18 protein-coding genes are annotated in these 24,586 nt (G+C 48.9%); 13 read left to right on the top strand and 5 right to left on the bottom strand.

What is annotated here, in order from left to right:
* Nucleotides 1-383: 383 nt before the first annotated feature.
* From ACX9GV_RS04980 to ACX9GV_RS04960, 5 genes are read left to right on the top strand one after another with little or no spacing between them, the layout of a single operon-like run.
* On the top strand, nucleotides 384-905 hold the full coding sequence (locus ACX9GV_RS04980; protein ID WP_473197980.1) for a fimbrial protein: 522 nt from the start codon (nucleotides 384-386) through the stop codon (nucleotides 903-905).
* A gap of 57 nt (nucleotides 906-962) precedes the next feature.
* A complete protein-coding gene (locus ACX9GV_RS04975; protein ID WP_473197270.1) occupies nucleotides 963-1,703 on the top strand; it encodes a fimbrial biogenesis chaperone in 741 nt (246 codons plus the stop codon).
* Between the two features lie 54 nt (nucleotides 1,704-1,757).
* A complete protein-coding gene (locus ACX9GV_RS04970) occupies nucleotides 1,758-4,373 on the top strand; it encodes a fimbria/pilus outer membrane usher protein (protein WP_473197269.1) in 2,616 nt (871 codons plus the stop codon).
* Nucleotides 4,358-5,743, top strand: coding sequence for a fimbrial protein (locus ACX9GV_RS04965; RefSeq protein WP_473197268.1), 1,386 nt, complete (start codon nucleotides 4,358-4,360; stop codon nucleotides 5,741-5,743). The genes ACX9GV_RS04970 and ACX9GV_RS04965 overlap by 16 nt, the downstream gene beginning before the upstream one ends.
* On the top strand, nucleotides 5,743-6,471 hold the full coding sequence (locus ACX9GV_RS04960) for a fimbrial biogenesis chaperone (RefSeq protein ID WP_473197267.1): 729 nt from the start codon (nucleotides 5,743-5,745) through the stop codon (nucleotides 6,469-6,471). Before ACX9GV_RS04965 ends, ACX9GV_RS04960 begins: the two co-directional genes overlap by 1 nt.
* A 119-nt stretch (nucleotides 6,472-6,590) precedes the next feature.
* Here the strand turns inward: ACX9GV_RS04960 and uraA are convergent, their stop codons facing one another.
* Both uraA and upp read right to left on the bottom strand, forming a co-directional pair.
* Nucleotides 6,591-7,880: a uracil permease gene (gene uraA / locus ACX9GV_RS04955; protein ID WP_023489281.1), complete on the bottom strand. Its 1,290-nt coding sequence runs from the start codon at nucleotides 7,878-7,880 to the stop codon at nucleotides 6,591-6,593.
* Between the two features lie 153 nt (nucleotides 7,881-8,033).
* Complete coding sequence (gene upp / locus ACX9GV_RS04950; protein ID WP_023489280.1) at nucleotides 8,034-8,660, bottom strand: uracil phosphoribosyltransferase; 627 nt, start codon at nucleotides 8,658-8,660, stop codon at nucleotides 8,034-8,036.
* A gap of 317 nt (nucleotides 8,661-8,977) precedes the next feature.
* On the opposite strand from upp, the gene purM reads away from it, so the two are divergent.
* The 6 genes from purM to ppx all read left to right on the top strand — a co-directional run bounded on the left by purM (nucleotide 8,978) and on the right by ppx (nucleotide 16,105).
* Nucleotides 8,978-10,015, top strand: coding sequence for a phosphoribosylformylglycinamidine cyclo-ligase (purM, locus tag ACX9GV_RS04945; RefSeq protein ID WP_473197266.1), 1,038 nt, complete (start codon nucleotides 8,978-8,980; stop codon nucleotides 10,013-10,015).
* Nucleotides 10,015-10,653, top strand: a complete 639-nt coding sequence (gene purN, locus ACX9GV_RS04940; RefSeq protein WP_473197265.1) for a phosphoribosylglycinamide formyltransferase — start codon at nucleotides 10,015-10,017, stop codon at nucleotides 10,651-10,653. Before purM ends, purN begins: the two co-directional genes overlap by 1 nt.
* A gap of 124 nt (nucleotides 10,654-10,777) precedes the next feature.
* Nucleotides 10,778-11,314, top strand: coding sequence for a spermidine N1-acetyltransferase (speG, locus tag ACX9GV_RS04935; RefSeq protein ID WP_473197264.1), 537 nt, complete (start codon nucleotides 10,778-10,780; stop codon nucleotides 11,312-11,314).
* A 430-nt stretch (nucleotides 11,315-11,744) separates the two neighbouring features.
* On the top strand, nucleotides 11,745-12,308 hold the full coding sequence (locus tag ACX9GV_RS04930) for a bactofilin family protein (protein ID WP_473197263.1): 564 nt from the start codon (nucleotides 11,745-11,747) through the stop codon (nucleotides 12,306-12,308).
* 171 nt (nucleotides 12,309-12,479) lie between these two features.
* Nucleotides 12,480-14,561: a polyphosphate kinase 1 gene (ppk1, locus tag ACX9GV_RS04925; protein ID WP_473197262.1), complete on the top strand. Its 2,082-nt coding sequence runs from the start codon at nucleotides 12,480-12,482 to the stop codon at nucleotides 14,559-14,561.
* Nucleotides 14,552-16,105 (top strand): exopolyphosphatase, encoded by a 1,554-nt coding sequence (gene ppx, locus ACX9GV_RS04920; protein ID WP_473197261.1) that lies wholly within the window; start codon nucleotides 14,552-14,554, stop codon nucleotides 16,103-16,105. Before ppk1 ends, ppx begins: the two co-directional genes overlap by 10 nt.
* A 127-nt stretch (nucleotides 16,106-16,232) precedes the next feature.
* Here the strand turns inward: ppx and ACX9GV_RS04915 are convergent, their stop codons facing one another.
* Both ACX9GV_RS04915 and ACX9GV_RS04910 read right to left on the bottom strand, forming a co-directional pair.
* A complete protein-coding gene (locus ACX9GV_RS04915; RefSeq protein ID WP_473197260.1) occupies nucleotides 16,233-17,273 on the bottom strand; it encodes an EAL domain-containing protein in 1,041 nt (346 codons plus the stop codon).
* Complete coding sequence (locus tag ACX9GV_RS04910; protein ID WP_473197259.1) at nucleotides 17,252-18,469, bottom strand: MASE1 domain-containing protein; 1,218 nt, start codon at nucleotides 18,467-18,469, stop codon at nucleotides 17,252-17,254. Before ACX9GV_RS04910 ends, ACX9GV_RS04915 begins: the two co-directional genes overlap by 22 nt.
* Before the next feature lie 302 nt (nucleotides 18,470-18,771).
* On the opposite strand from ACX9GV_RS04910, the gene mgtE reads away from it, so the two are divergent.
* Nucleotides 18,772-20,205 carry a magnesium transporter gene (gene mgtE, locus ACX9GV_RS04905; RefSeq protein WP_023489272.1) on the top strand — a complete coding sequence of 478 codons (1,434 nt, stop codon included), beginning with the start codon at nucleotides 18,772-18,774 and terminating at the stop codon, nucleotides 20,203-20,205.
* Nucleotides 20,206-20,543: 338 nt separating this feature from the next.
* A complete protein-coding gene (locus ACX9GV_RS04900; protein WP_473197258.1) occupies nucleotides 20,544-23,105 on the top strand; it encodes a PAS domain S-box protein in 2,562 nt (853 codons plus the stop codon).
* A gap of 2 nt (nucleotides 23,106-23,107) precedes the next feature.
* Here the strand turns inward: ACX9GV_RS04900 and alkA are convergent, their stop codons facing one another.
* The gene (gene alkA / locus ACX9GV_RS04895; protein ID WP_473197257.1) at nucleotides 23,108-24,559 is read right to left on the bottom strand and encodes a DNA-3-methyladenine glycosylase 2; all 1,452 of its coding nucleotides are present in this window, start codon (nucleotides 24,557-24,559) and stop codon (nucleotides 23,108-23,110) included.
* Between the last annotated feature and the right edge of the window lie 27 nt (nucleotides 24,560-24,586).

Genomic DNA, 24,586 nt, shown 5'->3' with positions numbered 1-24,586 from the left:
TCACAGGCAGTTGGAGCAAATCGCATCAGGTTAATCAAGTCAAGCAGCTCTATTTGAAATTACGTCACCAATGAGTATTAAAATGATAACAAATAATATGATCACCTCTAACAAAATAACACTTAAAATAAAAATAAGTTAATAAAAAACATAAAATAAATAAAGAAAATTAAAACCATTGTACAATATATTACCAATGGGATGATTATTATTAATGATTAATAAGATTATTCCTAAAACAATGGATTATTGAAATATATTGTTGTTTGAATTTAATTAAGTCGTAACCTAAGAATAATAAAAACACAACGTTGTAACCCCCGTAATCGTGACATTAAGACGTCACCGATAATTTGAACTAAAAGGAAATAGTAACTATGAAAATGAACAAACTTGCCATTATTGCTGCAGGCCTGACTTTATCCGCATCTGCACTGGCCAACAACACGATTAATTTCCAAGGTGAAGTTGCCGACCAGACTTGTGCGATCAACATCAACGGTAATGCATCTACACCGCTCATCCTGCTGCCCACGGTGTCAGCCGCAGATCTTGACAGCAGCGGAAAAACGGCTGGTCTAACTCCCTTCACCATCAGCCTGACGGGTTGCACCGCGTCTGGCAGCGTTACGGCAATCAAAACGGTGTTTGTCGGTAACAACCTGACAGTGGCTAACAATATGGGTAATACCGGCAATGCCAGTAACGTTGCCCTGCGACTGGTTGACCCAGTGGCACCCACTGTTGCCCTGGACCTGACTGGGCAAACTGGGGCTCCTGGCCTGTCTCTGGCCAGCGGTGCCACTACAGCCAGCCATGATTTCGCAGTGCAATATTATGCTGAAGGTACCGCAGCACCGGGCTCAGTCTTCGGTAGCGTTCAGTACGCTGTCTCTTATCAGTAACTAACCAGTATGCTCCTTCCAGGTGAATGGAAGGGGCTTACCAAGAGGATAATTCCCGTGGCAATCAAATATCCACCAATGGTATTTAGTGCTTTATTGGCGCTGTCTGTGTTGCTCCCTACCCCTGTGAGTGCCAGCGTAGTGATGCTCAACACCAGGGTCATTTACCCGGCTGATTCACAATCGCAAACTATACAGCTGACTAACAAAGACAACATTCCGTATGTGATGCAGATGTGGTCGGACATTAACAATCCGGCATCAACACCGGAGAACGCTGATGGGCCGTTTGTCGTAGTACCTGCACTTTTCCGTATTGAACCACAAACCGGTCAATCGGTGCGCTTAATATTTACGGGTAAAGATTTACCTCAAGACCGTGAATCGGTTTTTTACTTCAACAGTGTACAGATCCCTCCAAAAAATATGGCAAACCAGGCAGAAAATCAGATGCTGGTAGTACTACGCAACCGGGTAAAAATATTCTACCGTCCGAAAAACATTAGCGGAAGTTCAGATACCGTCGCTCAGCAGTTGCGTTTTTCGCTTAATCAAAAAGACAGCCAATGGATAATGACCGTACATAATGACTCTGGTTATTACGCCTCTTTTATTAAAGCAGTCGCCGTTATCGGCAATAAAGAAGTGCCCTTTAAAGTCGATATGGTCGCACCTAAATCGCAAGCAAGCTGGGTATTAGAAAAAGGTGCCCAATCCCCTGCCGGAGCACAGAAAGTGAAATTTACCTTAGTCAATGACTATGGCGGCCATACCAACCTTGAGAGCAGATTGAACTGATCAACAACCGTATTGAGTCATCATCAAGATCTTTGCGTTTAAGGAACCAAAGGAATGCACATTAAAATAACCAATTCCTCGCACTGCATCAATGTTCCTCTTAGGAGAGTCGCCTTGGGTCATTGTCGTGTCAATGCCCCCCGTATCAAGCCATTGGTCATTTTACTGGGGCTGTTGATACCACACGCCTTTGCCGCCACAGAGCATAAACAGTTTGAATTCGACGCCAGTATGCTGGTCGGCGAAACCACAGGGGAAAACAGTATTACCCAATTCAACCAGGCTAACCATGTGGAACCTGGTAGTTATCAGGTTGATATCTTCGTCAATGGCGTTTTTTTTGCCCGTAAGTCCCTGCTATTCAGCACTGCTACGCCCGGGAAGACCTCTGCTTGTTTAACAGCAGAGATGCTACTTGATGCCGGTGTTTTACCTGCTGCCATACAAAAACAAACTGACCAGAGCCCCCACTGCCTTAGCCCGGAGCAGCAAGTTGATGGTGCCACTAGCCGTTTCGATTTTGCGCGGCTGCGTCTCGATCTTTCCGTGCCACAAATAATGATGCAACGGGATGCCCGCGGTGCAGTGCCAGTCAACGATTTATCAGTTGGGGAAACTGCCGCATTTACCAGTTACGATACCAACTACTATCGCGCCAAAGCATCGGGTAATACGACGGATTCGGCCTTTTTAGGGTTAAATTCAGGTATCAACCTCGGCTTGTGGCAGTTCCGTCAACAATCCAGTTTTACCCGCTATACCAGTGACAATAGTCCAAGTAATACCCGTTGGAACTCCATACGCACTTACGTGCAACGACCATTACCTTCCCTCGGTAGCCAGTTAACCGTAGGAGACAGTTTCACCTCCGGTAACTTATTCAGCAGTGTGGGGTTCCGTGGCGTGATGCTCCAGACCGATGAGCGTATGTTGCCACAATCACAGCAAGGTTATGCGCCGAGTATTCGTGGTGTCGCCGCCACCACGGCCAAAGTCAGCGTGCGCCAATCCGGTGTACTGATTTATCAAACCACGGTGGCACCGGGTGCCTTCGTTATTGATGACTTGTATCCCACCAGCTTCCAGGGGGATCTGGCGGTAGAGATTCAAGAGGCCGATGGGCGCGTTTCCTCATTTACCGTGCCATTTGCTGCCGTACCTGACTCGATGCGCCCCGGCCACGGAAACTTCAGCCTGGTGGCCGGACAGGTGCGCAATATCGCTGACAGCAAGGCCAAATTTGCTGATTTAACCTATCAGAGAGGGATAACCAACGCCATTACCGCCAATTCAGGGATTCGTGTTTCTGATGGCTACCAGTCACTACTCGGTGGTGCCGTCTTCACCAGTCGGTTTGGCGCATTAGGCTTTAACACCGCTTATTCACGGGCAGATATACGGGAGCAGACTGTTGATGGTTGGCGACTGGGCACCACTTACAGCCGTACCTTTACACCCACTGCCACCACCCTCACACTGGCAGGCTATCACCATTCTACTCAAGGCTATCGTGACTTGGTTGATGTTCTGGGAACCCGTGATGCCGATAAAAGCGATAACGTTTGGTCATCCAGTACCTATCAACAGAGTAATCAATTCGTCACTAGCATCAGCCAAAGTTTAGGTGAGTACGGTCAGTTATACTTTTCTGGTTCAACCAGCACTTATCGCGGTGGTCGTGGCCGTGATACCCAGTATCAAATGGCCTATTCGAATCATTTCAATAATATCAGCTATAACTTGTCAATTGGTCGCCAAAAAACCGGCAGTACCCGCTATGGGATGCAATCAACCGATCAGGTTGCCAGCGGTACAGTGCAGAACATCGTTATGTTATCGGTTTCAATCCCGTTAGGTGCAAGTTCACATTCTCCAACCCTCTCTTCCAGCGTCAGTCATTCTACTGGCGAGAACAGTAATACCAGTTATCAAACCTCATTAGCGGGAACGCTGGGGGAAGACCAAAGCCTCAGTTATGCGGTGAATGGTGCCTTTAATTCCAGCGGTACGGGAACCAGTATGGGCGGTAATCTGACCAAGCAGGCATCGCTGGCCACATTAGGGGCCAACTTCTCGCAAGGCCAAAACTATACCCAGGGTGGAGCCAGTGTTCGCGGCGCTGCAGTATTGCACCGTGATGGTATCACTCTAGGACCTTATCTGGGTGATACCTTCGCGTTGGTTAAAGCAGAAGGGGTAAAAGGCGCTGACGTGATTAACGGGATGGGAGCAAAAATAAATAGTTTCGGTTATGCCATTGCCCCCTCGTTGATCCCTTACCGTTATAACGATATTGGTCTTGATGCCAAGGGGATTGAGAATGCCAATGCTGAACTGTCGGAAAACCAACAACGTGTCGCGCCCTATGCTGGCTCCGTGGTCAAAATCCACTTCAAAACCCGGGAAGGTTACCCGTTATTGATCAAAGTACGTGGACCACAGGTTAACAATTTAATCCTGGGCAGCAATGTTTATGACAAACAAAATACTATCGTCGGCCTAGTGGGGCAGAGTAATCAAATTTATGCCCGTCCCGCAGATAAACAAGGTGTATTACGGGTGAGATTGGGCGATTCACCCAGTGAACAATGTACGCTGAATTATGATTTACGTGATCAAGAAATGAATCAGTCTCTCTATCGTCTGGAGTTATCATGCAACAACCACTAACAACAAAAAAAACCTGGCGTCAATGCTTCACCAGTCTGTTGCTGGCAACGGCGGGTTTGACCACAAGCATGCCAGGCTGGGCTGAATGTTACAGAATTGATGCTTTGAATTACACCAGCACCGATAAAAATTCACCCACTTATATCGAGCCAGGTAGGGGAACCGTCGGTTACTGGGCTGGTTCCGTTGATACAGCGGGATCCACCGGGACTTTGCCAACCGTCATCAATATCAATAACTCGACTTTCCAGCCAGATGGCACTTTGATCGCCAGTGGGATAGTCAGTTTTTTACAATCCGGAGAGCAACCTTACACCTCTGACCAAGTGCTGTTCCGTTGTACCGCCAGTGAAGCAGGTAAACTGTATGAATACTATGCCACCAATGGTGATGACCCTTACGGGGGTTCCTTGGAAATCGGCACACCTTATGGCCTACCGGAGACCTACCAGACTTGGATTACTGGCCTGGGGATACGCGCCACCAATCTGACAACCGGAGAATATTATTCCCGTTACTGGAAAGCACGTCTATTGACCAATCTGGATACCGACTCGCTGGGGTGGATACTGGTTAAAGCCAAAAACTTCAGTGATTCAAAAGTGGAGTTATTCAAATTAAGCAGTGCTGTTGCATGGTCAGAACCTGGCATTTATGAACGATATCAACCGGCTGCCTATATCGCTTTCAAGGGCGGAAGCCTCTCCCCAAACTTAAGCGTAGGAGCAGATTCCGCATACTACTATCTTGGTTGGTATGCCTATTGGCCTGGCGCAATAAACCTGTATCATCGCATTTACATCCGCCGTTCGGCCACTTGCTCAGTCACCAATGTCACCCCCACCGTCACCTTCCCGATAATTTCGGTGCCAGAATTAAAAGCCGGTGTCACACGCCAGATGCCAATTACCATTCAGTTTAACTGCCAAACCGGGGCGCCGGCCAATAACAGTGTAGCAGCAATAGCCAGCGGTATTGCTGCTAACCAGACCGCCATGGGGATTCTGGTCAAGCCAGCCAATGCCGCGGCGGCCATCGATGCGGGTTTTGGAACCGCGGGTTCCGGGGTCAAATACCTGTTATCTGATGGTTATGGTAAGGACCCCAATGTAGCTACCGGGGTCGGCATTCAGATTTCACGCCCCAATGGTACTCCATTAAACCTGCTCAGTACCCTCAGTGGTGCGGTACTTGGCGGTAACAATGCAGGTTGGTACCCGGTATTGGATGATGCGACCCCAGGGGCTGTGGCCAATGGTGTCACCACCTATACCAAAACCCTGAATGCCACCTTGAAAGCGTTACCCGCTAAACCAGTCACCGCGGGTAAAGTGTCTGCCACAGCACAAGTCATTATTCAGGTGCAATAATGCGGAAATTAATCAAACTCTGTGTGGTCGGTGGATTATTTATCAGCAGTTGGGTACAAGCCGGGGTGATTATTGAATCATCACGAGTGGTTTTCTCGGCCACCGATCGAGAACGCTCGCTGCTGTTGTCAAACGGAAACCCCTATCCGGTGATAGTACAAACCTGGATTGACGATGGGGCACCGGAAGGAACCCCAGAAACAGCGGGAGAGGTTCCCGTAATCCCCTTGCCAGGGCAGTTTCGCCTGGAGCAAGGGGAGAAAAAGAACCTTCGTCTATTGGCAACCCAGACTGAGCAACCACAGGATCGTGAGTCTTTGTACTGGCTCAATATTTACGAAATCCCACCTACCGACAGCCAATTACCCCCTGGGGTTCCTAGGGTGAAAGTGGCGATTCGCCTGCAATTGAAGATGTTTTACCGGCCCAAAAACCTGCAACCCAGCGTTAATAAACTATTGGAACTGCAACAATTTAGTCTAATCCGCTTGCCGGGGGCGCTAAAACTTAAGGTGGAAAATAGTTCACCTTATTATGCGACCTTCAATGCCGCCAAGATAATGGGGAAAACGCAATCATACCCGGTAGATATTGGCATGTTACCCCCTTTCTCCAGCAAAACGTTGGATATCAGTGGTGCGATAGCCTGGCAACCGGACAGTATCAGTTACAGTTTGATTAACGATGATGGCAATGGCATCGCCAACAAAAAAACCATCAATAAATAATGAGTTGCAACAGCTCTTGGCTGATAAGGGCGCACTGGTGCGCCCTTGGCCTGGAGGAGTGGTAACGACAACCTGAATAGTGTTCTTCAGGTTGTTACCTTTTATTGATCCTTGGAAGGTTATTGATCCTTGGAAGGGACTTCCAGCACATCAATCACGTCTTCATCTTTGCGATACAGGCTGATCAGTTTGAATAACAGGCTTAGGCCAACACCCACCACCGTCGCCAGTGCCATCCCTTTCAATTCTGCCGCACCAATATGCACCTTGGCACCACTGACACCAATAATCAGGATCACCGAAGTCAGGATCAGGTTTTTCGCCTTGTTGTAGTCCACTTTGGATTCAATCAATACGCGAATACCGGAAGCGGCAATCACCCCGTAAAGTAACAGAGAAACACCGCCCATCACTGGTACTGGAATTGCCTGAATCGCCGCTGCCAATTTACCGATGCACGAAAGCAGAATGGCTAAAATTGCCGCACCACCGATAACCCAGGTGCTGTATACCTTGGTGATGGCCATGACGCCAATATTTTCCCCGTAGGTAGTGTTCGGTGTTGAACCGAAGAAACCGGAGAACACGGTTGAAATCCCATTGGCAAACATCGAACGGTGTAAGCCCGGGTCACGCATCAAATCTTTTTTGACGATGTTCGCCGTCACCACCAGATGACCAACGTGCTCAGCAATCACCACCAGCGCTGCAGGCAGAATGGTAAAGATAGCAAACCACTCAAACCGTGGGGTATAAAAAGTGGGCAGAGCAAACCAGGGAGCTTCACTAATGGGGGTTAAATCGACCACCCCCATAAAGAACGACAGTGCGTACCCTACCAACACCCCAATCAAGATGGGGATAATCGCCAGAAACCCACGGAACAGCACTGAACCTAACACCGTCACACCCAAGGTTACCACCGAGATAATGATAGTGGTGCTATTGGCGGGGCTACCTTCCGTTGGCAATAACCCGGCCATATTGGCTGCTACACCGGCCAATTCCAAACCGATGACCGCAACAATCGCCCCCATTGCTGCTGGCGGGAACATCACATCCAGCCAGCCGGTACCGGCCTTTTTCACAATCAAGGCCACTAGGCAAAAGAGTAGGCCACACATGATAAAACCACCCAGGGCCACTTCATATCCCAAGGGTAATAACAGCATGACCGGGGAGATAAAAGCAAAGCTGGAGCCCAGATAAGCGGGAATTTTTCCCTTACAGATAAACAGATACAACAGCGTGCCGAGGCCATTAAACAGCAGTACGGTAGCTGGGTTAATATTGAACATGATCGGCACCACCACCGTGGCACCAAACATCGCAAACAAATGTTGGAAACTCAGTGGGATGGTCTGTAATAGTGGTGGACGTTCATTAACGCCAATGGCGCGACGGGTCATGGGTGGCTTTCCTCGTGTTAAATCAATAGTGTCTATTCTAGTAGCGATTTTATCTCTGCTCTGCTCATTGCTCGCCGACGTGTTAACAACAACAACGCTGACGCCTGAAAGACAAAGAGCATTAAAAAGCCGACTCTCTGGTCGGCTGATCATTTATTTGGTACCGAATATCTTGTCGCCTGCATCCCCCAAGCCGGGCACGATATACCCCTTCTCGTTCAAGCACTGGTCAATAGAAGCGGTATACACTTCAACATCCGGGTGGGCTTTTTCCAACGCCGCCAACCCTTCAGGGGCCGCCACCAGCACCAATACCTTGATGCTGCTACAACCGGCTTTTTTCAGCAGGTCGATGGTGGCAATCATCGAGCCGCCGGTAGCCAGCATTGGGTCGACCACCAAGGCCATACGCTCGGCGATATTAGAAACCAGCTTTTGAAAATAAGGCACTGGCTCCAGGGTTTCTTCGTCACGATAAACCCCTACCACGCTAATACGCGCGCTTGGCACATGTTCTAATACCCCTTCCATCATGCCAAGACCGGCACGCAAAATGGGCACGACGGTAATTTTTTTCCCTTTGATTCGTTCCACTTCTACTGACCCGCACCAACCTTCGATGGTGACGGTTTCTGTCGCCAGATCGGCCGTCGCCTCATAGGTCAGTAAACTACCCACTTCAGAAGCCAACTCACGAAAACGTTTGGTGCTGATATCATGTTCACGCATCAGTCCGAGCTTGTGTTTAACTAGCGGGTGTTTCACCTCAACGATCTTCATTGTTCTTCTCCTATTAAGGCGGTTTAAGGCGGTGCGGCCAAAAAAATCGCCGGATTATACCGCCTTTTCCTGAGCACGCCACTACCCAGAGCCCGATCAAGATCAATAAAAGCGTAATAATCACCATAGGCTCTGGGTAAGGCAAATGATCACCGGTGAGCTATCAGTTCAAATGATAACTTATAGACGAAAATCCCAGTGCGTGTCACAAAGCCTCTCGCAAACGTTTGCTTACGCTGTTAGAATTGGCGCGCCTTGTTCCGGAATCAACACCGGCAGCACCATTTCAAACCGCAAACCGTCGTGGGGATCGCGCAGTGACCGATAAAACCTCTCTCAGCTATAAAGACGCAGGTGTCGATATTGATGCAGGTAATGCATTGGTGGACCGCATCAAAGGTGTAGTAAAACAGACCCGTCGCCCAGAGGTCATGGGTGGCTTAGGGGGGTTTGGTGCCCTATGCGCATTACCACAAAAATATCGTGAGCCGATACTGGTTTCCGGCACCGATGGTGTTGGCACCAAACTGCGCCTGGCTATGGATCTTAAACGCCATGACACCATTGGTATCGACCTAGTAGCGATGTGTGTTAACGATCTGGTGGTTCAGGGGGCAGAACCCCTCTTCTTCCTTGATTACTATGCCACCGGCAAACTGGATGTCGACACCGCTGCCAGTGTGATCAGTGGCATTGCCGAAGGCTGTAAACAATCGGGTTGCGCGCTGGTTGGCGGCGAAACCGCCGAAATGCCAGGTATGTACCACGGTGAGGATTACGATGTCGCCGGTTTTTGCGTGGGTGTGGTCGAGAAATCAGCAATCATCGACGGCAGTAAGGTACAGTCAGGGGATGTCTTGATCGCTCTGGGCGCTTCAGGCCCGCACTCCAATGGTTACTCGCTGGTACGCAAAATTCTGGAAGTCAGTCAGACCGACCCCTCCACCACGTTACTGGCTGGCCAACCCCTGGCTGACCACCTACTCGCCCCAACCCGGATTTACGTAAAATCGGTCCTGGCGTTGATTGAACAGGTCGATGTGCATGCCATCGCTCACTTAACCGGTGGCGGCTTCTGGGAAAATATTCCACGGGTGTTACCCGCTGGTGTGCAAGCAGTGATTGATGAATCGAGTTGGCAATGGCCCGCTATCTTCAGTTGGCTACAGCAAGCCGGTAATGTCAGCCGCCATGAAATGTACCGTACCTTTAACTGTGGTGTAGGTATGGTGATTGCATTGCCAGCAGAATCAGCAGAAAAAGCGCTCGCTTTACTCACCGCCGCAGGTGAAAAAGCCTGGAAAATCGGTAAACTGATGGCCTCTTCTGACCAACAACAAGTGGTTATTCAGTAATGAAAAAGATTGTGGTGTTGATTTCAGGCCAAGGAAGTAACCTCCAGGCACTGATCGATGCCTGCCAACAGGGCCGGATCACCGCCAATATTGTGGCGGTGATCAGCAATGTTCCCCAAGCCTATGGCCTGCAACGGGCCAAAGAAGCGGGTATTGCCACTGATGTGCTCGAGGCCAAAAACTTTGTTGACCGCGAAGCCTTTGATAGTGCACTGCAACAAACCATCGACCAATATCAACCGGATCTCATCGTGTTGGCGGGTTATATGCGCATCCTCAGTAACCCCTTGGTGCAACATTATGCTGGGCGTATGTTAAACATCCACCCTTCCCTGCTGCCCAAATACCCCGGGTTACATACTCACCGCCAGGCTATTGATAACGGTGATAGTGAACACGGCACCTCGGTACACTTTGTCACTGAGCAACTCGATGGTGGCCCGGTGATCCTGCAAGCTAAAGTGCCGATCTTCCCCGGTGATGAGGAAGATGAGGTGATTGAGCGGGTGCAGGCTCAGGAACATACCCTCTATCCGCTGGTGGTGAACTGGTTTATCGAAGGGCGACTGGAGATGCGTGATAACGCCGCCTGGCTGGATGGGCAACGTTTATCCGCACAAGGATACGCAGCAGACTAATATCTACCCTTGAAATAACGCTGACGAGATGGCCTGGATACACACTATCCAGGCTCTATTTTTTTAATCAGGCTCAGGGGTTATACCTTATACTCTCCACAGATGAAAACTGTCAGGAGAAAATATGCCAAGCACCACCAACGTTAAACTGCGTCCATTAGAGCGAGACGATTTGGTCTTTGTTCATCAGATGGATAACAACGCCAGTGTGATGCGTTACTGGTTCGAAGAACCCTATGAAGCCTTTGTCGAGCTTGCCGATCTCTACGATAAACATATTCACGACCAAAGTGAGCGGCGTTTTATCATCGAGCATCAAGGCGCCAAGGTTGGCGTGGTAGAGCTGGTGGAGATCGACCATATCCATCGTCGTGCGGAATTTCAGATAATTATCGACCCCGCCCATCAAGGTCAAGGCTATGCCAGCACCGCTGCCAAGTTAGCCATGGATTACGGTTTCTCGGTACTTAATCTCTATAAATTGTATCTGATCGTCGACAAAGATAATCCCAAAGCGATCCATATCTACCGTAAACTGGGTTTTGAAGTTGAGGGGGAGCTGATTGACGAGTTCTTTGTTAATGGTGAATACCGTACGGTGTTGCGTATGTGTATATTCCAGCCCCAATATCTGGCGATATTCAAAAAACCACAAGCATAATGGCAATAAATTGGGGGGACTCACCTCCCCGATAACAGATGAATAAATCAGCTAAACAGAGGGTTCTGCCAGCATCCATAAAAAATGAATATGGCAAGTCTCTACCAGATAACTTGAACCACAATTGAAGTATTGAGTATTATCCCCCACACCAAAGCGGATAACGCTCACAGGAACAGTGATCTTACTGTGGGCAGGTTGTGCCGGACACACCACGCTCCGTTGCAAAATGAACGTTAACTGACCTAAAAATATGCGTAATTACAACTTGTTATGGTGTATCTGGGCATTATGGGTTCTATTTATCATACTCTGGCTAACAGGGTTCAGCCTTGCAGGTGTCTACTTTAAACGTGGGCTACTGACCGTTTTGATATTAGCGTCATTAGCGACACTGGTTTTTATCTGCAAAATAACAAAGGTGAATAAAATGCTGTCATTCAACAAACAAAAAAAAACCAACAACGAACCAACCCCCGATGAGCTGCCCGAACAGCCTTCACCGCCCACTGAATCAGCCGTAATGGCCGACGCCATCGATGCCATCAAGCCTGTCCGGGCTAAAAAAGATACCTTTATCTCCACAGGTACCCAGTTTACCGGCATGTTCGAAGCGGAGGGGAGTATCATCGTTGAAGGGAGAATCGAGGGTAATATTACCTGTACACAAAGCGTTCGTATTGAACACAGTGGTCAAGTGAAAGGTGAGGTCCGTGCCCAGCAGATCATGATCAATGGGTCAGTCGAAGGGCGTTGCTATGCGGACTCACTGTCAATTCTGACCAAAGGGAGTATGCAGGGTGATATTTATGCCGATGAAATTTCTATTGAGAAAGGCGGCTTGTTTATTGGTCAATCTCATCTGATGCAAAAAACGCCTCCGCAGATACAACCAGGGAAAGAAAAGGCCGCTCCGCTGAAAATAGGCAGCAACTCGGCCAAGTCAGAAAAGGATGAACAGGCCAACATATTCGACCAGGTCAGTAAAACCTAAGCCCCCTTGGTCAGTAATCTCTCCTTTATTCTCGCGAAAGATTACTGACACGACATAACGGCGGGGGCAACCCCGCAGATAAGTTGGACATTCCTGTCAATCTCTCGCGATAATAGCGTAGGAGACAAAGCGGTATCGCAGATCCTTTTCTAACATTGAACTGGAGTGACCATGAGTCAGGAAAAGCTCTACATCGATAAAGAATTAAGCTGGTTATCCTTTAATGAACGCGTATTACAGGAAGCGGCAGATAAGAGCAATCCCTTGATTGAGCGTATGCGCTTTCTGGGCATTTACTCCAACAATCTTGATGAATTCTATAAAGTCCGTTTTGCCGATCTGAAGCGGCGCCTATTAATCAGTGAAGAGCAAGGTTCAGTAGGCACTTCCCGTCATTTACTGAAAAAAATTCAGGCCAAAGTATTAAAAACGGATCAAGAATTCGACACTTTGTACAACGAACTCTTGTTGGAAATGGCACGTAACCAAATCTTCTTGATTAACGAACGCCAAGTATCAGAAAACCAGCAAATCTGGCTGCGCCAGTATTTTAAGCACAACCTACGCCAACATATCACACCGATACTGCTCAACCGCGATACCAATCTGGTGGAATTCCTAAAAGACGATTACACCTACCTGGCGGTGGAGATTATTCGTGGCACACATATCGAGTATGCGTTACTGGAAATCCCTGCTGATAAGGTTCCCCGCTTCGTTAATCTGCCACCTGAAGCACCAAGACGCCGCAAGCCGATGATCCTGTTGGATAATATTCTACGCTATTGCCTGGATGACATCTTCAAGGGGTTCTTTGATTATGACGCACTCAATGCCTATTCAATGAAGATGACCCGTGATGCAGAATACGACCTGGTGACCGAAATGGAATCCAGCCTGTTGGAATTAATGTCATCCAGCCTCAAACAGCGCCTGACAGCAGAACCGGTACGCTTTGTTTATCAGCGTGATATGCCAAGTGAAATGGTAGAAATGTTACGTCTCAAGCTAGGGATTTCGAATTATGACTCGGTGATTGCCAGTGGCCGCTATCACAATTTCAAAGATTTCATCAGCTTTCCTAATGTCGGCAAGGCCAATCTACTCAACCCGCCGCTGCCACGCCTGCGCCATATCTGGTTTGATAAATTCCGCAACGGCTTTGATGCCATCCGCGAAAAAGACGTGCTGCTGTACTACCCCTACCATACCTTTGAGCATGTGTTAGAACTGTTGCGTCAAGCATCGTTCGACCCGAGCGTCTTAGCGATCAAAATCAATATCTACCGGGTAGCCAAAAATTCGCGCATTATCGAATCAATGATCCACGCCGCACATAACGGCAAGAAAGTGACGGTGGTGGTGGAGTTGCAAGCTCGTTTTGATGAAGAAGCCAATATTCACTGGGCCAAACGGCTAACAGAAGCGGGAGTGCATGTCATTTTCTCCGCACCTGGCTTGAAGATCCACGCCAAACTGTTCTTGATTTCACGCCGTGAAGGCGAAGACATTGTGCGCTATGCTCATATTGGTACTGGCAACTTTAATGAGAAAACCGCTCGGCTCTACACCGACTATTCATTGCTAACGGCTGATGCTCGCATCACCAATGAAGTACGCAGAGTATTCAATTTCATTCAACATCCTTATCGGCCAGTGACCTTCGATAACTTGATGGTTTCGCCTCAGAACTCGCGCCGGATGTTATATGACCTGATCGACCAGGAAATTGCCAATGCACTGGCTGGGGAAAATGCCGGCATTATGCTAAAAATAAATAACCTGGTGGATAAGGGGCTGGTTGATCGTTTATATACCGCTTCCGCCGCTGGCGTGAAGATCCGTCTACTGGTTCGTGGTATGTGCTCGTTGATCCCCAACCTGGCGAAAATCAGTGAAAATATTCAGGTAATCAGTATAGTAGACCGTTTTCTTGAGCATGATCGGGTTTATGTTTTTGAAAATAAAGGCGATAAACGGGTTTATCTCTCATCTGCCGACTGGATGACACGCAACATCGATTACCGTATTGAAGTCGCGGTATCGGTACTGGATCCCACACTGAAACAACGTGTTCTGGATATCCTGGAGATCCTGTTCAGCGATACCGTTAAAGCCCGTTATCTTGATAAAGAACTGAGCAACCAGTACGTCCCTCGTGGTAATCGCCGTAAAGTACGTGCCCAGATGGCGATTTATGAGTACTTAAAAGCTCAGGAACAACCGGAAAATCAGGTCAGCCTATGCCACTAACCACCAGTTCCACGACCAATAAACCACAAGAAATCGCGGCTATCGACCTGGGTTCGAACAGCTTTCATATGGTCATTGCCCGCGTCGTCAATGGTGCCTTACAGATATTAGGCCGTTTAAAACAACGAGTGCACCTCGCTGATGGCTTGGACAGCAATAATGTGCTCAGCGAGGAAGCCATAGAAAGAGGGCTGGCCTGTCTGGCACTGTTTGCTGAACGGTTGCAGGGTTTCCCCGCTGACAACGTGACAATTGTCGGCACTCATAGCTTGCGCGAGGCGGTCAACGCCGAAGTTTTCTTGAAACGTGCTGCTAAAGTGATCCCTTATCCCATCGAAATTATCTCGGGCCAGGAAGAAGCGCGTCTTATCTTTATGGGGGTAGAACATACCCAACCAGAAAAAGGCCGTAAGCTGGTGATTGATATTGGCGGTGGCTCCACTGAGCTGGTGATTGGTGAAGGCTTCGAACCCTTGTTGGCAGAGAGTCGCCGTATGGGGTGTGTGAGCTTTGCTCAACAATTTTTCCCCGCCGGTGAGATAAGCAAAACCAACTTCAAGCGGGCCCGACTGGCCGCCGCCCAGAAGCTGGAAACTCTGGCCTGGCAATACCGTATTCAAGGCTGGCAATATGCCTTGGGGGCCTCAGGTACCATTAAGGCGGCTTATGAGGTGTTGGTTGCCATCGGCGAAAAAGAGGGCCTGATTACCCCTGAAAGGCTCGAAATGCTGGTGGAACAAGTCTTGCAGTTTAAAGACTTCAGCACCCTGAACTTACCCGGGCTGTCGGAAGACCGCCAATTTGTGTTTGTTCCCGGCTTAGCCATCCTTTGTGGCGTCTTTGATGCGCTGGCGGTACGCGAACTCCGTCTTTCCGACGGTGCACTGCGCGAGGGCGTGCTCTATGAAATGGAAGGTCGTTTCCGCCATCAAGATATTCGCAGCCGTACTGCAGCCAGCCTGGCTGAACACTACAATATCGACCGAGAACAAGCCAAGCGAGTGCTGGAAACCACCGAACTGCTGTACGCCCAATGGATGGCTCAAAATACCAAGCTAGTACAACCGCAGCTCGAAGCGTTGTTAAGATGGGCCGCCATGCTGCATGAGGTCGGATTGAGTATCAACCACAGCGGTATGCACCGCCATTCTGCCTATATTCTGCAAAACACCAATCTGCCCGGCTTCAATCAAGAGCAACAACTGCTGCTGGCAGCATTGGTACGTTTTCAACGTAAGGCAATCAAGCTTGACGAATTACCCCGGCTAAATCTGTTCAAGAAAAAATATTACCTGCCATTAATACAGCTATTACGTCTGAGCACCCTGCTCAACAACCAACGTCAATCCACCACCACGCCAGAAACACTCCGCCTGACAACCGATGATAACCACTGGACGCTACGTTTTCCCGCTGGCTATCTCACTCAGAATAACCTGGTCCAGTTGGACTTTGAGCGGGAACAAACCTACTGGAATGATGTGGTTGGCTGGAGGTTGATTATTGAAGAAGAGGGTGAGGCAGACAAAGTTCAGTCAGACTAATATCGTCGTCGAGGATCATTGGTTGGTGGTTATTGGTAACCCCTCCGCCTCTATAACTCCGCCTCTATAACAAAGAGAGGCGGAGAATCAAACACGCTGGTTTACTCCTAGTTTGCCTTTGGCAGCTTTACTCTTGGTTTGCCTTTGGCGGCTTTACCAGCAAGGATTTCAACGGCTGAGGCCGGCCAATAAAGAACCCTTGCATGTAATCTACCCCCAAACCTCGCAGGGCATCACGCTGTTCTGCCGACTCCACATACTCCGCCACAATGGATAACCTGCGCATCAGAGCCACCTTACAGATTGAGGAAACAATCTGGTAATCCACCCTGTTGGTCAACATATTCTGCACAAAACTCCCATCGATCTTCACCGTATCCACATCCAGTGCTTTAAGACGGTTGTAAGTGGCATAGCCAGTACCAAAATCGTCCAGAGCAATGCGACAACCTAATTTGCGCAATTCTCTTAACGAATTTTGTGCATATTTGATATCCCCCATCAAATGGGACTCAGTGATCTCCAGAATAAGCTGATAAGGCTCAATGTTATATTGCCGCAACGCGTGCCGTACATCCTGCCCCAAACCGGGTCGGCACAGCGAAAAAGGTGACAAATTTACCGACAACCGTACACTGGGTAGCGTATCGCGGTTGCTATCCATAAATTTCAGCGTTTGGTTTAACACCCACATATCCAATTTATAGGCCAGGCCGAACTCATGGACCACCGGTAGAAATTGATCAGGTAGCAGGCAGTTGCCCTGATCATCGAGCATACGCAATAGAATTTCATGGTAAACATCACCACGGATACCGACGATGGGTTGAGCCATCAAAATAAAACTGTCGTTATCCAATGAGCCTTGCACCGAATGTAACAAAGAGACTTTCCGCTTGATCTCATTTTGTACGATATGCTGAGTACCTTGCATATTTTCCGGCTGACCCGTGGTCAAGGATAACTCCGCCAATGAGCTCATTTCCCCCAGCAGCACATGCAAATGCTCAACCTCTGAATAGACGGTGCAATAACTCATACCTAATGGCGGATGAATTAACAGACCGTTCCACACCAAACGGAACTTATCCAGTACCTCTTGGATATTAGCCAGCCGGGATTCTGCCTCAAAACTATTCAGACGAATCAACAGTTCATAACCTGGCATATGGTAAACTTCTTCCCCTCTTCCAACACCTTGTTGCGCAATTCCGCCGCCAACGCCTGTTTAAAGCGAATACGCAGTTGCATGCCATAGTTACGGCTGAGCAGATCCAGCTCGGAGATACGCAAAAAACAGAGTGTTGAACGTGACGCTTTAGCCAGATCGAGTTTTAACGCACGCAGGTTGGGCAAACCAATGACTGGATCCTTCAATGAAGCACTCTGCGCCTTGGCATGATCAATCCGTTGCCGGGTGTGCACCGCAGAGGTCAATAAAATACTGAGGGTGAAGGCCAGCATCATTGCAGAGATCATGGTCAGGTTATGCAACAAATTATTCCACTGCACATAGCCCTGATAGTTGAAAAACAGTACCAGCAGGCTTGCCGCCCAGACAATACCGTTAAACTGGTAACCATAGCGCATGGCACTATACAGCATCACCGGTAATAACAGCGTTAGCGTATAATCAGGAACCTGCAAAAAGCCAATTTCGGCGGTGTGATAAGACAGGACTAGCAAGAGAATAGCCAGTACCGCAAACCACAACTGTAACTCGCTATTTTTTACTGAGGGTGCCATCTCCCGGCGAATTCGCCCCAACAGAACGCCAGCAAATCTAGGGGTTTTAAGCACCCGTAGCACGCAATAGAACAGTTGCATGGAAGAGAGGCAACCAAGCACCATCGCCTGGAGGTTAATGAGTGCATACAGATTATTGTCTTTATTAGACAGCATACCCAATTCGTCAGGCAGCAGACCCAAATTGATAATTATCTGTAATGTGAAAATCATGACTATCGGTGGCAACACCACCAGCCAGATTAGCCGATGTTTACCCAGCTTCAGCTCAGTAAACCCCAAACACCATTGGCGCTGGGTCTGACAACGATATCCCCACCAGCACGCGCTCAAGCAGCCAACGTAGACCAACATCATGAGCAGATCAATTTGCCAGCTTCCACGGTTGGAATAACGGATAAGTATCGCCAGCGCGATGCCTGGCAGCGCACGCCAGTTATACACCATCAGCAAAGAAAGGCAGGCGGCTAGTGGCAAATAAACCAGGTAAATTTTACCACCGGGCAACATCAAGCGCGGTGAAAGCCAGCCAGCAATAGGTAACAATAGCAGGCTCAACACGAGCGGTTGCCCCCACCAATGGTCACGTAATTTATCCCAAAACTTTAAAATAACCATCAAGATACTGTATCCGCCAAGACATGATTCACTTTGGTACTTAAGGGTATTTAAACCGTAGATAAGGCAGGGTCCTATCCAGCCGCCAGTCCATTCGAAGAGTTGACTAATACATTCGGCTCACATCAAGAACGGCTGTAAATTCTACTCATAGGCATAGCTTAACATTGAGTCATAATCAATTATATAGAGCAAAAACCAATAAAAAACCCTAGAATATTCCTTATCTATAGTCCCAATACTCTCGTAGCTATTCAAGCTGCGGGTATATTGACTGCACTTTGAATAGACTAGGGCATAGCATGTCCAATACTACACATAACGTTAAGAAAGTCGCCGAACATCGTCAACGCATTCTCGGGCTGCTATTAAACAACAAACCCTTGGTCGATGATATACTTGGCCGCCCCACAGTAGGAAAACAGTTTCGCAAAAGGAGCCTGCTGAGCGATACTGCCGAAATCACTCATCTGCTGGATGAGATGCACGCTGCCGACCTGGCAGACCTACTGGAAGCCTTGCCACAGGATGAACGTCTTGCGCTATGGCGTCTGGTGGACAATACCAAACGTGGTCAAACACTGGTGGAAGTCGCAGAACCGGTCTGGGATAGCCTGATCGAAACCATGAGCGATAAAGACCTGCTCAAAGCGATCAAAACATTGGATGTCGATGAGCAAGCCTATCTGGCGCAGTATCTACCGCGAAATCTGATGGGGCGCCTGCTGACATCACTGCAACCCGATAAACGTGCCCAAGTCCGTGAAGTGATTCAATACGGTAAGGATACGGTGGGTTGGATGATGGACTTTGAATTGATTGCCGTACGTCCAGAAGTCTCTCTCGGCACCGTGCACCGTTTCTTGCGCCAACGTAAAACCATCCCCCAAGCGACCGATAAACTGTTTGTGACCGACCGTAAAAATACGCTGCTCGGTGAACTGCCTTTAACCGCTATCTTACTTAATGATCCGCAAACGCCGGTATCACAAGTGATGGATAATGACCCGACGACCTTTCAACCTGAAGACAAAGCGGAAGCTGCAGCCAGTGCTTTCGAGCGCTATGACCTGATCAGCGCCCCCGTCGTCGATGGCAAAGGCAAACTCATGGGCCGTCTCAGTATTGAGGAAGTGGTGGATGCCGTTACCGAAGAGAGTGATAGCACCCTGCGCCGCATGGGGGGATTAAGTCCGGAAGAAGATGTGTTTGCGCCGGTCTATAAAGCAGTAAAAAACCGTTGGACCTGGTTAGCTATCAACCTGTGCACCGCGTTTATCGCTTCACGGGTTATTGGGCTGTTTGAAAACACCATTTCACAGTTAGTGGCGTTAGCGGCCTTAATGCCTATTGTTGCCGGGATCGGTGGAAATACCGGTAACCAAACCATTACCATGATTGTACGCGCATTGGCATTACACCAGATCGAAGCCGGTAATATCCCCCGGCTGTTACTCCGGGAGCTTGGGGTGGCAATGATTAACGGCATCGTTTGGGGGGGCATTATGGGGCTGGTCACCTATTTGCTGTATGACGACCCAGCAATGGGGAGCGTGATGGCACTGGCGATGCTTCTCAACCTATTGGTCGCCGCCTTGATGGGCGTTGTTATACCGATGACCATGCTTAAACTGGGCCGTGATCCTGCGGTGGGTTCCAGCGTACTGATTACCGCGCTGACCGATACCGGTGGTTTCTTTATTTTCCTCGGTTTGGCGACTATTTTCCTATTGTAAATAGAATAAATATGTTTATTTCAATACCAATTAGAAACAATATAATTACATAATCGTTTGTGACCTTATTATACTATAGGGGTTAGCTTTCAAGTTGCTTGCTAACGAGAAAGTTGAGGAAAATCAGTCAGAAATTGATTTGCATGCCGTAACCTAAAAATATTAAGAAAAGCAACCTGAAGAAAAATCGCCGGAATGCGACTTCTTATCCTGTTGTACAGTTGTTCGCAACCCCTCCGAAAGGGGAAAAGCCATGGAAAGGCGCAATAATAACCTGCCCCAATAGCCAGAAGAGCCATGGGGATAGTGCAGTCGCCGACAGAACAGTAAGGTTCTCCATGGATATCAGTACCGTTACCCCGCCAAGCAAAAAACAAGGTTCTGTCTTCACTCACGCCTTGCTAACAGCAATTATTGTTTTCCTGTTGGCCTATATTTGCCTGACGCTTTCCTTTGAAGCCAAGGCATTTACCCCACTCTGGTTCCCCACGGCAGCCATCATTATGCAGCTCTACCGCCGCCCAAGGCATAGCTGGGGGTTATCATTACTCTTCAGTGGCACCGCTATCTGTGCTGCCAATTTCCTGTTGTTCGGTCTAGGCTGGTTACCCGTCAAATTGATGTTGATTAACCTGCTGGGGGCTTCCCTCAGCACCATGCTGTTACAGCAGATACTGCCAGCAAACGATCCCCTTAACAGTATGATCAATTGGCTGAAATTTGTCGGTTGTGCCGTCATTTTTACCCCTTTGATCACCGCCCTGCTGGCAGCAACCGTGGTAGCCAAACCCGAAGTCTCATTTTGGCGCCCCGTCGGTACCTGGTTTATTTCGGAGGCCATCGGGGTATTGGCTCTGGCACCGATCGGGCTGGTCTATCGCCGCTCAATGTTAAAGATAGATAATCTGTTCAAGTTGTTATTGGTATTGGTGGGCACCTTGGTGCTGACCTATCTGGCCCTGCTCAATCTGCCATTTCCCTTTACTTTTATTATTCCTCCACTGCTGTTGGCCGCACTCAGCCTCCCCCGGCTGGAAACCTTTATCACCGGCTTTGCGGCCACCTTAATGATTACCATTATGACCTCCCTCGGAGTGCTAGATCTTCAGGGTCGGCTGCCCTTTTTGAGTGATTTAGAGGTCTATATGCCACTGTTGCTGATTTTGATCCCAGCGCATGCCATGGCGATGGTCATGCATACCCTGCGGGTAGAAAAGCGGCATATTGTAGAAAGTGAGACCCGTTTCCGTAATGCATTGGAGTATTCAGCCATCGGTATGGCGTTAGTGTCACCGGAAGGAAAATGGCTACAGGTTAATCAGGCTTTATGCAAACTGCTGAACTCCCCTGCTGAGGCACTACACCACCTGACATACCAAGAACTCACCCACCCAAGCGACTTGGAGAGTGACCTGGCACAACGGCAAGATCTGCTGGCGAACCGTATCAGTAGCTACACCATGGAAAAACGCTACCTTCGTCAGGGAGGGGATAGCATCTGGACCTTACAAGCGGTATCACTGGTGCGTAATGCGAAAAACCACCCCCTCTATTTTATCTTCCAGGTGGAAGATATCAGCGAATTGAAACGTACCGAGGCAGAGAATCGCCGCTTGGTGGAGCGTATTACCTTGGCCAATCAGGCAGGTGGGATTGGTATTTGGGAATGGGTGCCCAGTGAGAAGAAACTCAATTGGGATAAACGGATGTTCGAACTGTATGGTTTGACGGCAGACCAGACCCCAACACTCAAACTTTGGCAATCAATGCTGCTACAGGAAGATCGAGAACGTATTAAACAGCAAATGATGGCGATAACCGAGCATGCCCAAGCATTTGTCATGGAATTTCGTATCAAAAAACCTTCAGGCGAGATCCGCCATATGCGCAGCCAAGGTAACGTGATTCTGGATAAACAGGGTAATCAACAGCGGATCATCGGCACGCATATCGATATGACGGAAGTAAAGTCACTGACCGAGGCTCTGCACCAAGAAAAAGAGCGTTTACACATTACCCTGGACGCCATCGGTGAAGGGGTTATTTCTACTGATAGCGAAATGCGCATCACCTTTATGAACCCCGTGGCTGAGCAGATGTGTGGTTGGCCGTTAGCCCAGGCACTGGGCATGCCCATCAACAACATCGTACACTTAACTGATGGTATCGATGGCCCCAAGGTGGAAAACCCGCTGCAATACACTCTGCAGGCAGGCAAAGCCCTACCCTCAGATAATTCACTGGTGCTCCATAACCAACATGGTCATTGTTTTGATGTACAAGAGTCAATATCACCATTGAAAACCATTGATGGCGACGTGGTAGGTACAGTAATCGTACTGCAAGACGTGAGTGCCGCACGGGAATTGATGAATAAACTCAGCTACAACGCCTCACACGATGCCCTGACCAATTTGAAAAACCGCACCAGCTTCGAACAACAGCTGAAATATGCTATTGCCAATGCCAGAGATAACCACCAACGCCATGTCTTGGTCTTCCTCGATCTTGATAAATTCAAGGCGGTTAATGACAGTGCTGGGCATGCGGCAGGTGATGCTCTGTTGAAAGAGATTAGCCAGTTGATGCTACGCCAACTGCGTAATAACGACTGTCTGGCGCGACTGGGCGGTGACGAATTTGGCATGATCTTATTTGGTTGTACGCTAGAAAATGCCCAGACTCTGATGCAACAGATGATTACCCAGATAAAAGAGTATCCATTCTATTGGGAAGGCAAAATACACCATGTCGGTGCCTGCGCCGGCATCACCGCCATTGATGCCCAGAGTGGCACCAGTGAAGCGTTGCTCGCCGAGGCCGATGCTGCGTGCTACAAAGCCAAAAATGGCGGGCGTGGGCAGGTTTACCGCTATCAAGCCAATGAAAGCAGCGACTAAACTCAATTAACGTATAACACGTCATTATGCCAGAGATGTAACGTGGCATAAGAGCGCCAAGGCCGCCAACGTTCGGCATAGCGTTCAATCTGGCGCGGTGTCATGCCGGGGAAACGCTGTTTAATCAGATAGTCCCCTGCCAGAAAAACATCCGGCCACGACCAGGCACGCATGGCGATATAACTGGCCGTCCAACTGCCAATTCCCGGTAATGCTGTCAACGCCTTGATGCCCTGCTCAATATCCAGCACATTATCCAGTTGCAGCCGCCCTTCGCTCACCGCACGCGCAACACCGATCAACGCCGCAGCGCGTTTCAATTGAACCCCTAATGGACGCAGTTCTTCCGGTTGCAACTGCGCTATCCGTGTCGCATCGGGAAACAGATGGGTGATCTCGCCATAAGGTTGTGGCAAGGATTCCCCCCACTGTTTTGCCATCCTGCTGGCAAAGGTGGCCGCCATTTTGACACTCACCAGTTGCCCCAATATCGCCCGCATTGCCTGTTCAAAACTATTAACACAACCGGGTAAGCGCATCCCTGGCTTATCCATCGCCAGTTCCCCCAAGACATCAACAATACAGTCTGGTGAGGCATCCAAATCAAACAGTTGCCGGATCCGCTGCAAAACCTCTGTGGTCACGCGACTGAGTGAAGGGGCAATTTCCACTCGTACCCGGTGACGTGACGTTTCCGGGCTGACACTCACCCAACCAGAATAATCAGCCCCCCCTTGGCGGATAGTGATTGAACGCAGATAGTGTTTTCCGACTACACTCTCTACCCCACTGACGGCACGCGCCTGCAGAAAATCCAGCATACGTTGCCAATCATAAGGGGGACGATAACCCAGATGAAACACCAACCCCGCCTGGGTGGTCTGCCGATGCTGACCGGCATTACTGCGCAATTGCGAAGGAATCAACCGATAACGGCTTTTAAACAGCTCATTGAAACGCCGTAGGCTACCAAACCCAGCGGCAAACGCCACCTCACCCAGTGGTAAGTCGGTGTCCATCAGTAGTCGTTTAGCCTGTAATAAACGAAATGACTGCGCATAATCAATCGGCGATACACCAAACTGTTCGGCAAAAATACGCCGCAGGTGGCGATCAGAAATACCCAATCGAGCCGCCAGTTGTTGGCAACTATGTTCCACCAAATAGCCTTGTTCAATCAATTGCACCGCTACCTGGGCATAACGATTGCCCAAATCGATCAGTGCCAATCCTGGTGCCAGCTCCGGGCGACATTTCAGACAAGGACGAAACCCCGCTAACTCAGCAGCGGCAGCACTCGGGTAAAAGGTACAGTTTTCGATTTTTGGCGTGCGAGCACTGCACACTGGGCGGCAATAGATACCGGTGGAAGAGACGCCGACAAAAAAACGGCCATCAAATTTAGGGTCTCGTGCACTTAATGCACGATACAGCGCGTGTTGTTGGTTTTTCATGGCATCACTTCAATCGACTTTTCTGGA

This window comes from Serratia sp. 25CWL12, from assembly GCF_055790885.1.
This window is presented reverse-complemented; position numbering and strand designations above follow the sequence as displayed.

Excerpts from the sequence above, each read along its gene's own strand:
- ppx (WP_473197261.1), top strand. The coding sequence starts at position 14,552 with ATGCCACTAACCACCAGTTCCACGACCAATAAACCACAAGAAATCGCG.
- ACX9GV_RS04910 (WP_473197259.1), bottom strand. The coding sequence starts at position 18,469 with ATGGTTATTTTAAAGTTTTGGGATAAATTACGTGACCATTGGTGGGGG.
- upp (WP_023489280.1), bottom strand. The coding sequence starts at position 8,660 with ATGAAGATCGTTGAGGTGAAACACCCGCTAGTTAAACACAAGCTCGGA.
- ppk1 (WP_473197262.1), top strand. The coding sequence starts at position 12,480 with ATGAGTCAGGAAAAGCTCTACATCGATAAAGAATTAAGCTGGTTATCC.
- ACX9GV_RS04960 (WP_473197267.1), top strand. The coding sequence starts at position 5,743 with ATGCGGAAATTAATCAAACTCTGTGTGGTCGGTGGATTATTTATCAGC.
- ACX9GV_RS04970 (WP_473197269.1), top strand. The coding sequence starts at position 1,758 with ATGCACATTAAAATAACCAATTCCTCGCACTGCATCAATGTTCCTCTT.
- speG (WP_473197264.1), top strand. The coding sequence starts at position 10,778 with ATGCCAAGCACCACCAACGTTAAACTGCGTCCATTAGAGCGAGACGAT.
- mgtE (WP_023489272.1), top strand. The coding sequence starts at position 18,772 with ATGTCCAATACTACACATAACGTTAAGAAAGTCGCCGAACATCGTCAA.
- ACX9GV_RS04900 (WP_473197258.1), top strand. The coding sequence starts at position 20,544 with ATGGATATCAGTACCGTTACCCCGCCAAGCAAAAAACAAGGTTCTGTC.
- uraA (WP_023489281.1), bottom strand. The coding sequence starts at position 7,880 with ATGACCCGTCGCGCCATTGGCGTTAATGAACGTCCACCACTATTACAG.
- ACX9GV_RS04980 (WP_473197980.1), top strand. The coding sequence starts at position 384 with ATGAACAAACTTGCCATTATTGCTGCAGGCCTGACTTTATCCGCATCT.
- alkA (WP_473197257.1), bottom strand. The coding sequence starts at position 24,559 with ATGAAAAACCAACAACACGCGCTGTATCGTGCATTAAGTGCACGAGAC.
- ACX9GV_RS04915 (WP_473197260.1), bottom strand. The coding sequence starts at position 17,273 with ATGCCAGGTTATGAACTGTTGATTCGTCTGAATAGTTTTGAGGCAGAA.
- ACX9GV_RS04930 (WP_473197263.1), top strand. The coding sequence starts at position 11,745 with ATGCTGTCATTCAACAAACAAAAAAAAACCAACAACGAACCAACCCCC.
- ACX9GV_RS04965 (WP_473197268.1), top strand. The coding sequence starts at position 4,358 with ATGCAACAACCACTAACAACAAAAAAAACCTGGCGTCAATGCTTCACC.
- purN (WP_473197265.1), top strand. The coding sequence starts at position 10,015 with ATGAAAAAGATTGTGGTGTTGATTTCAGGCCAAGGAAGTAACCTCCAG.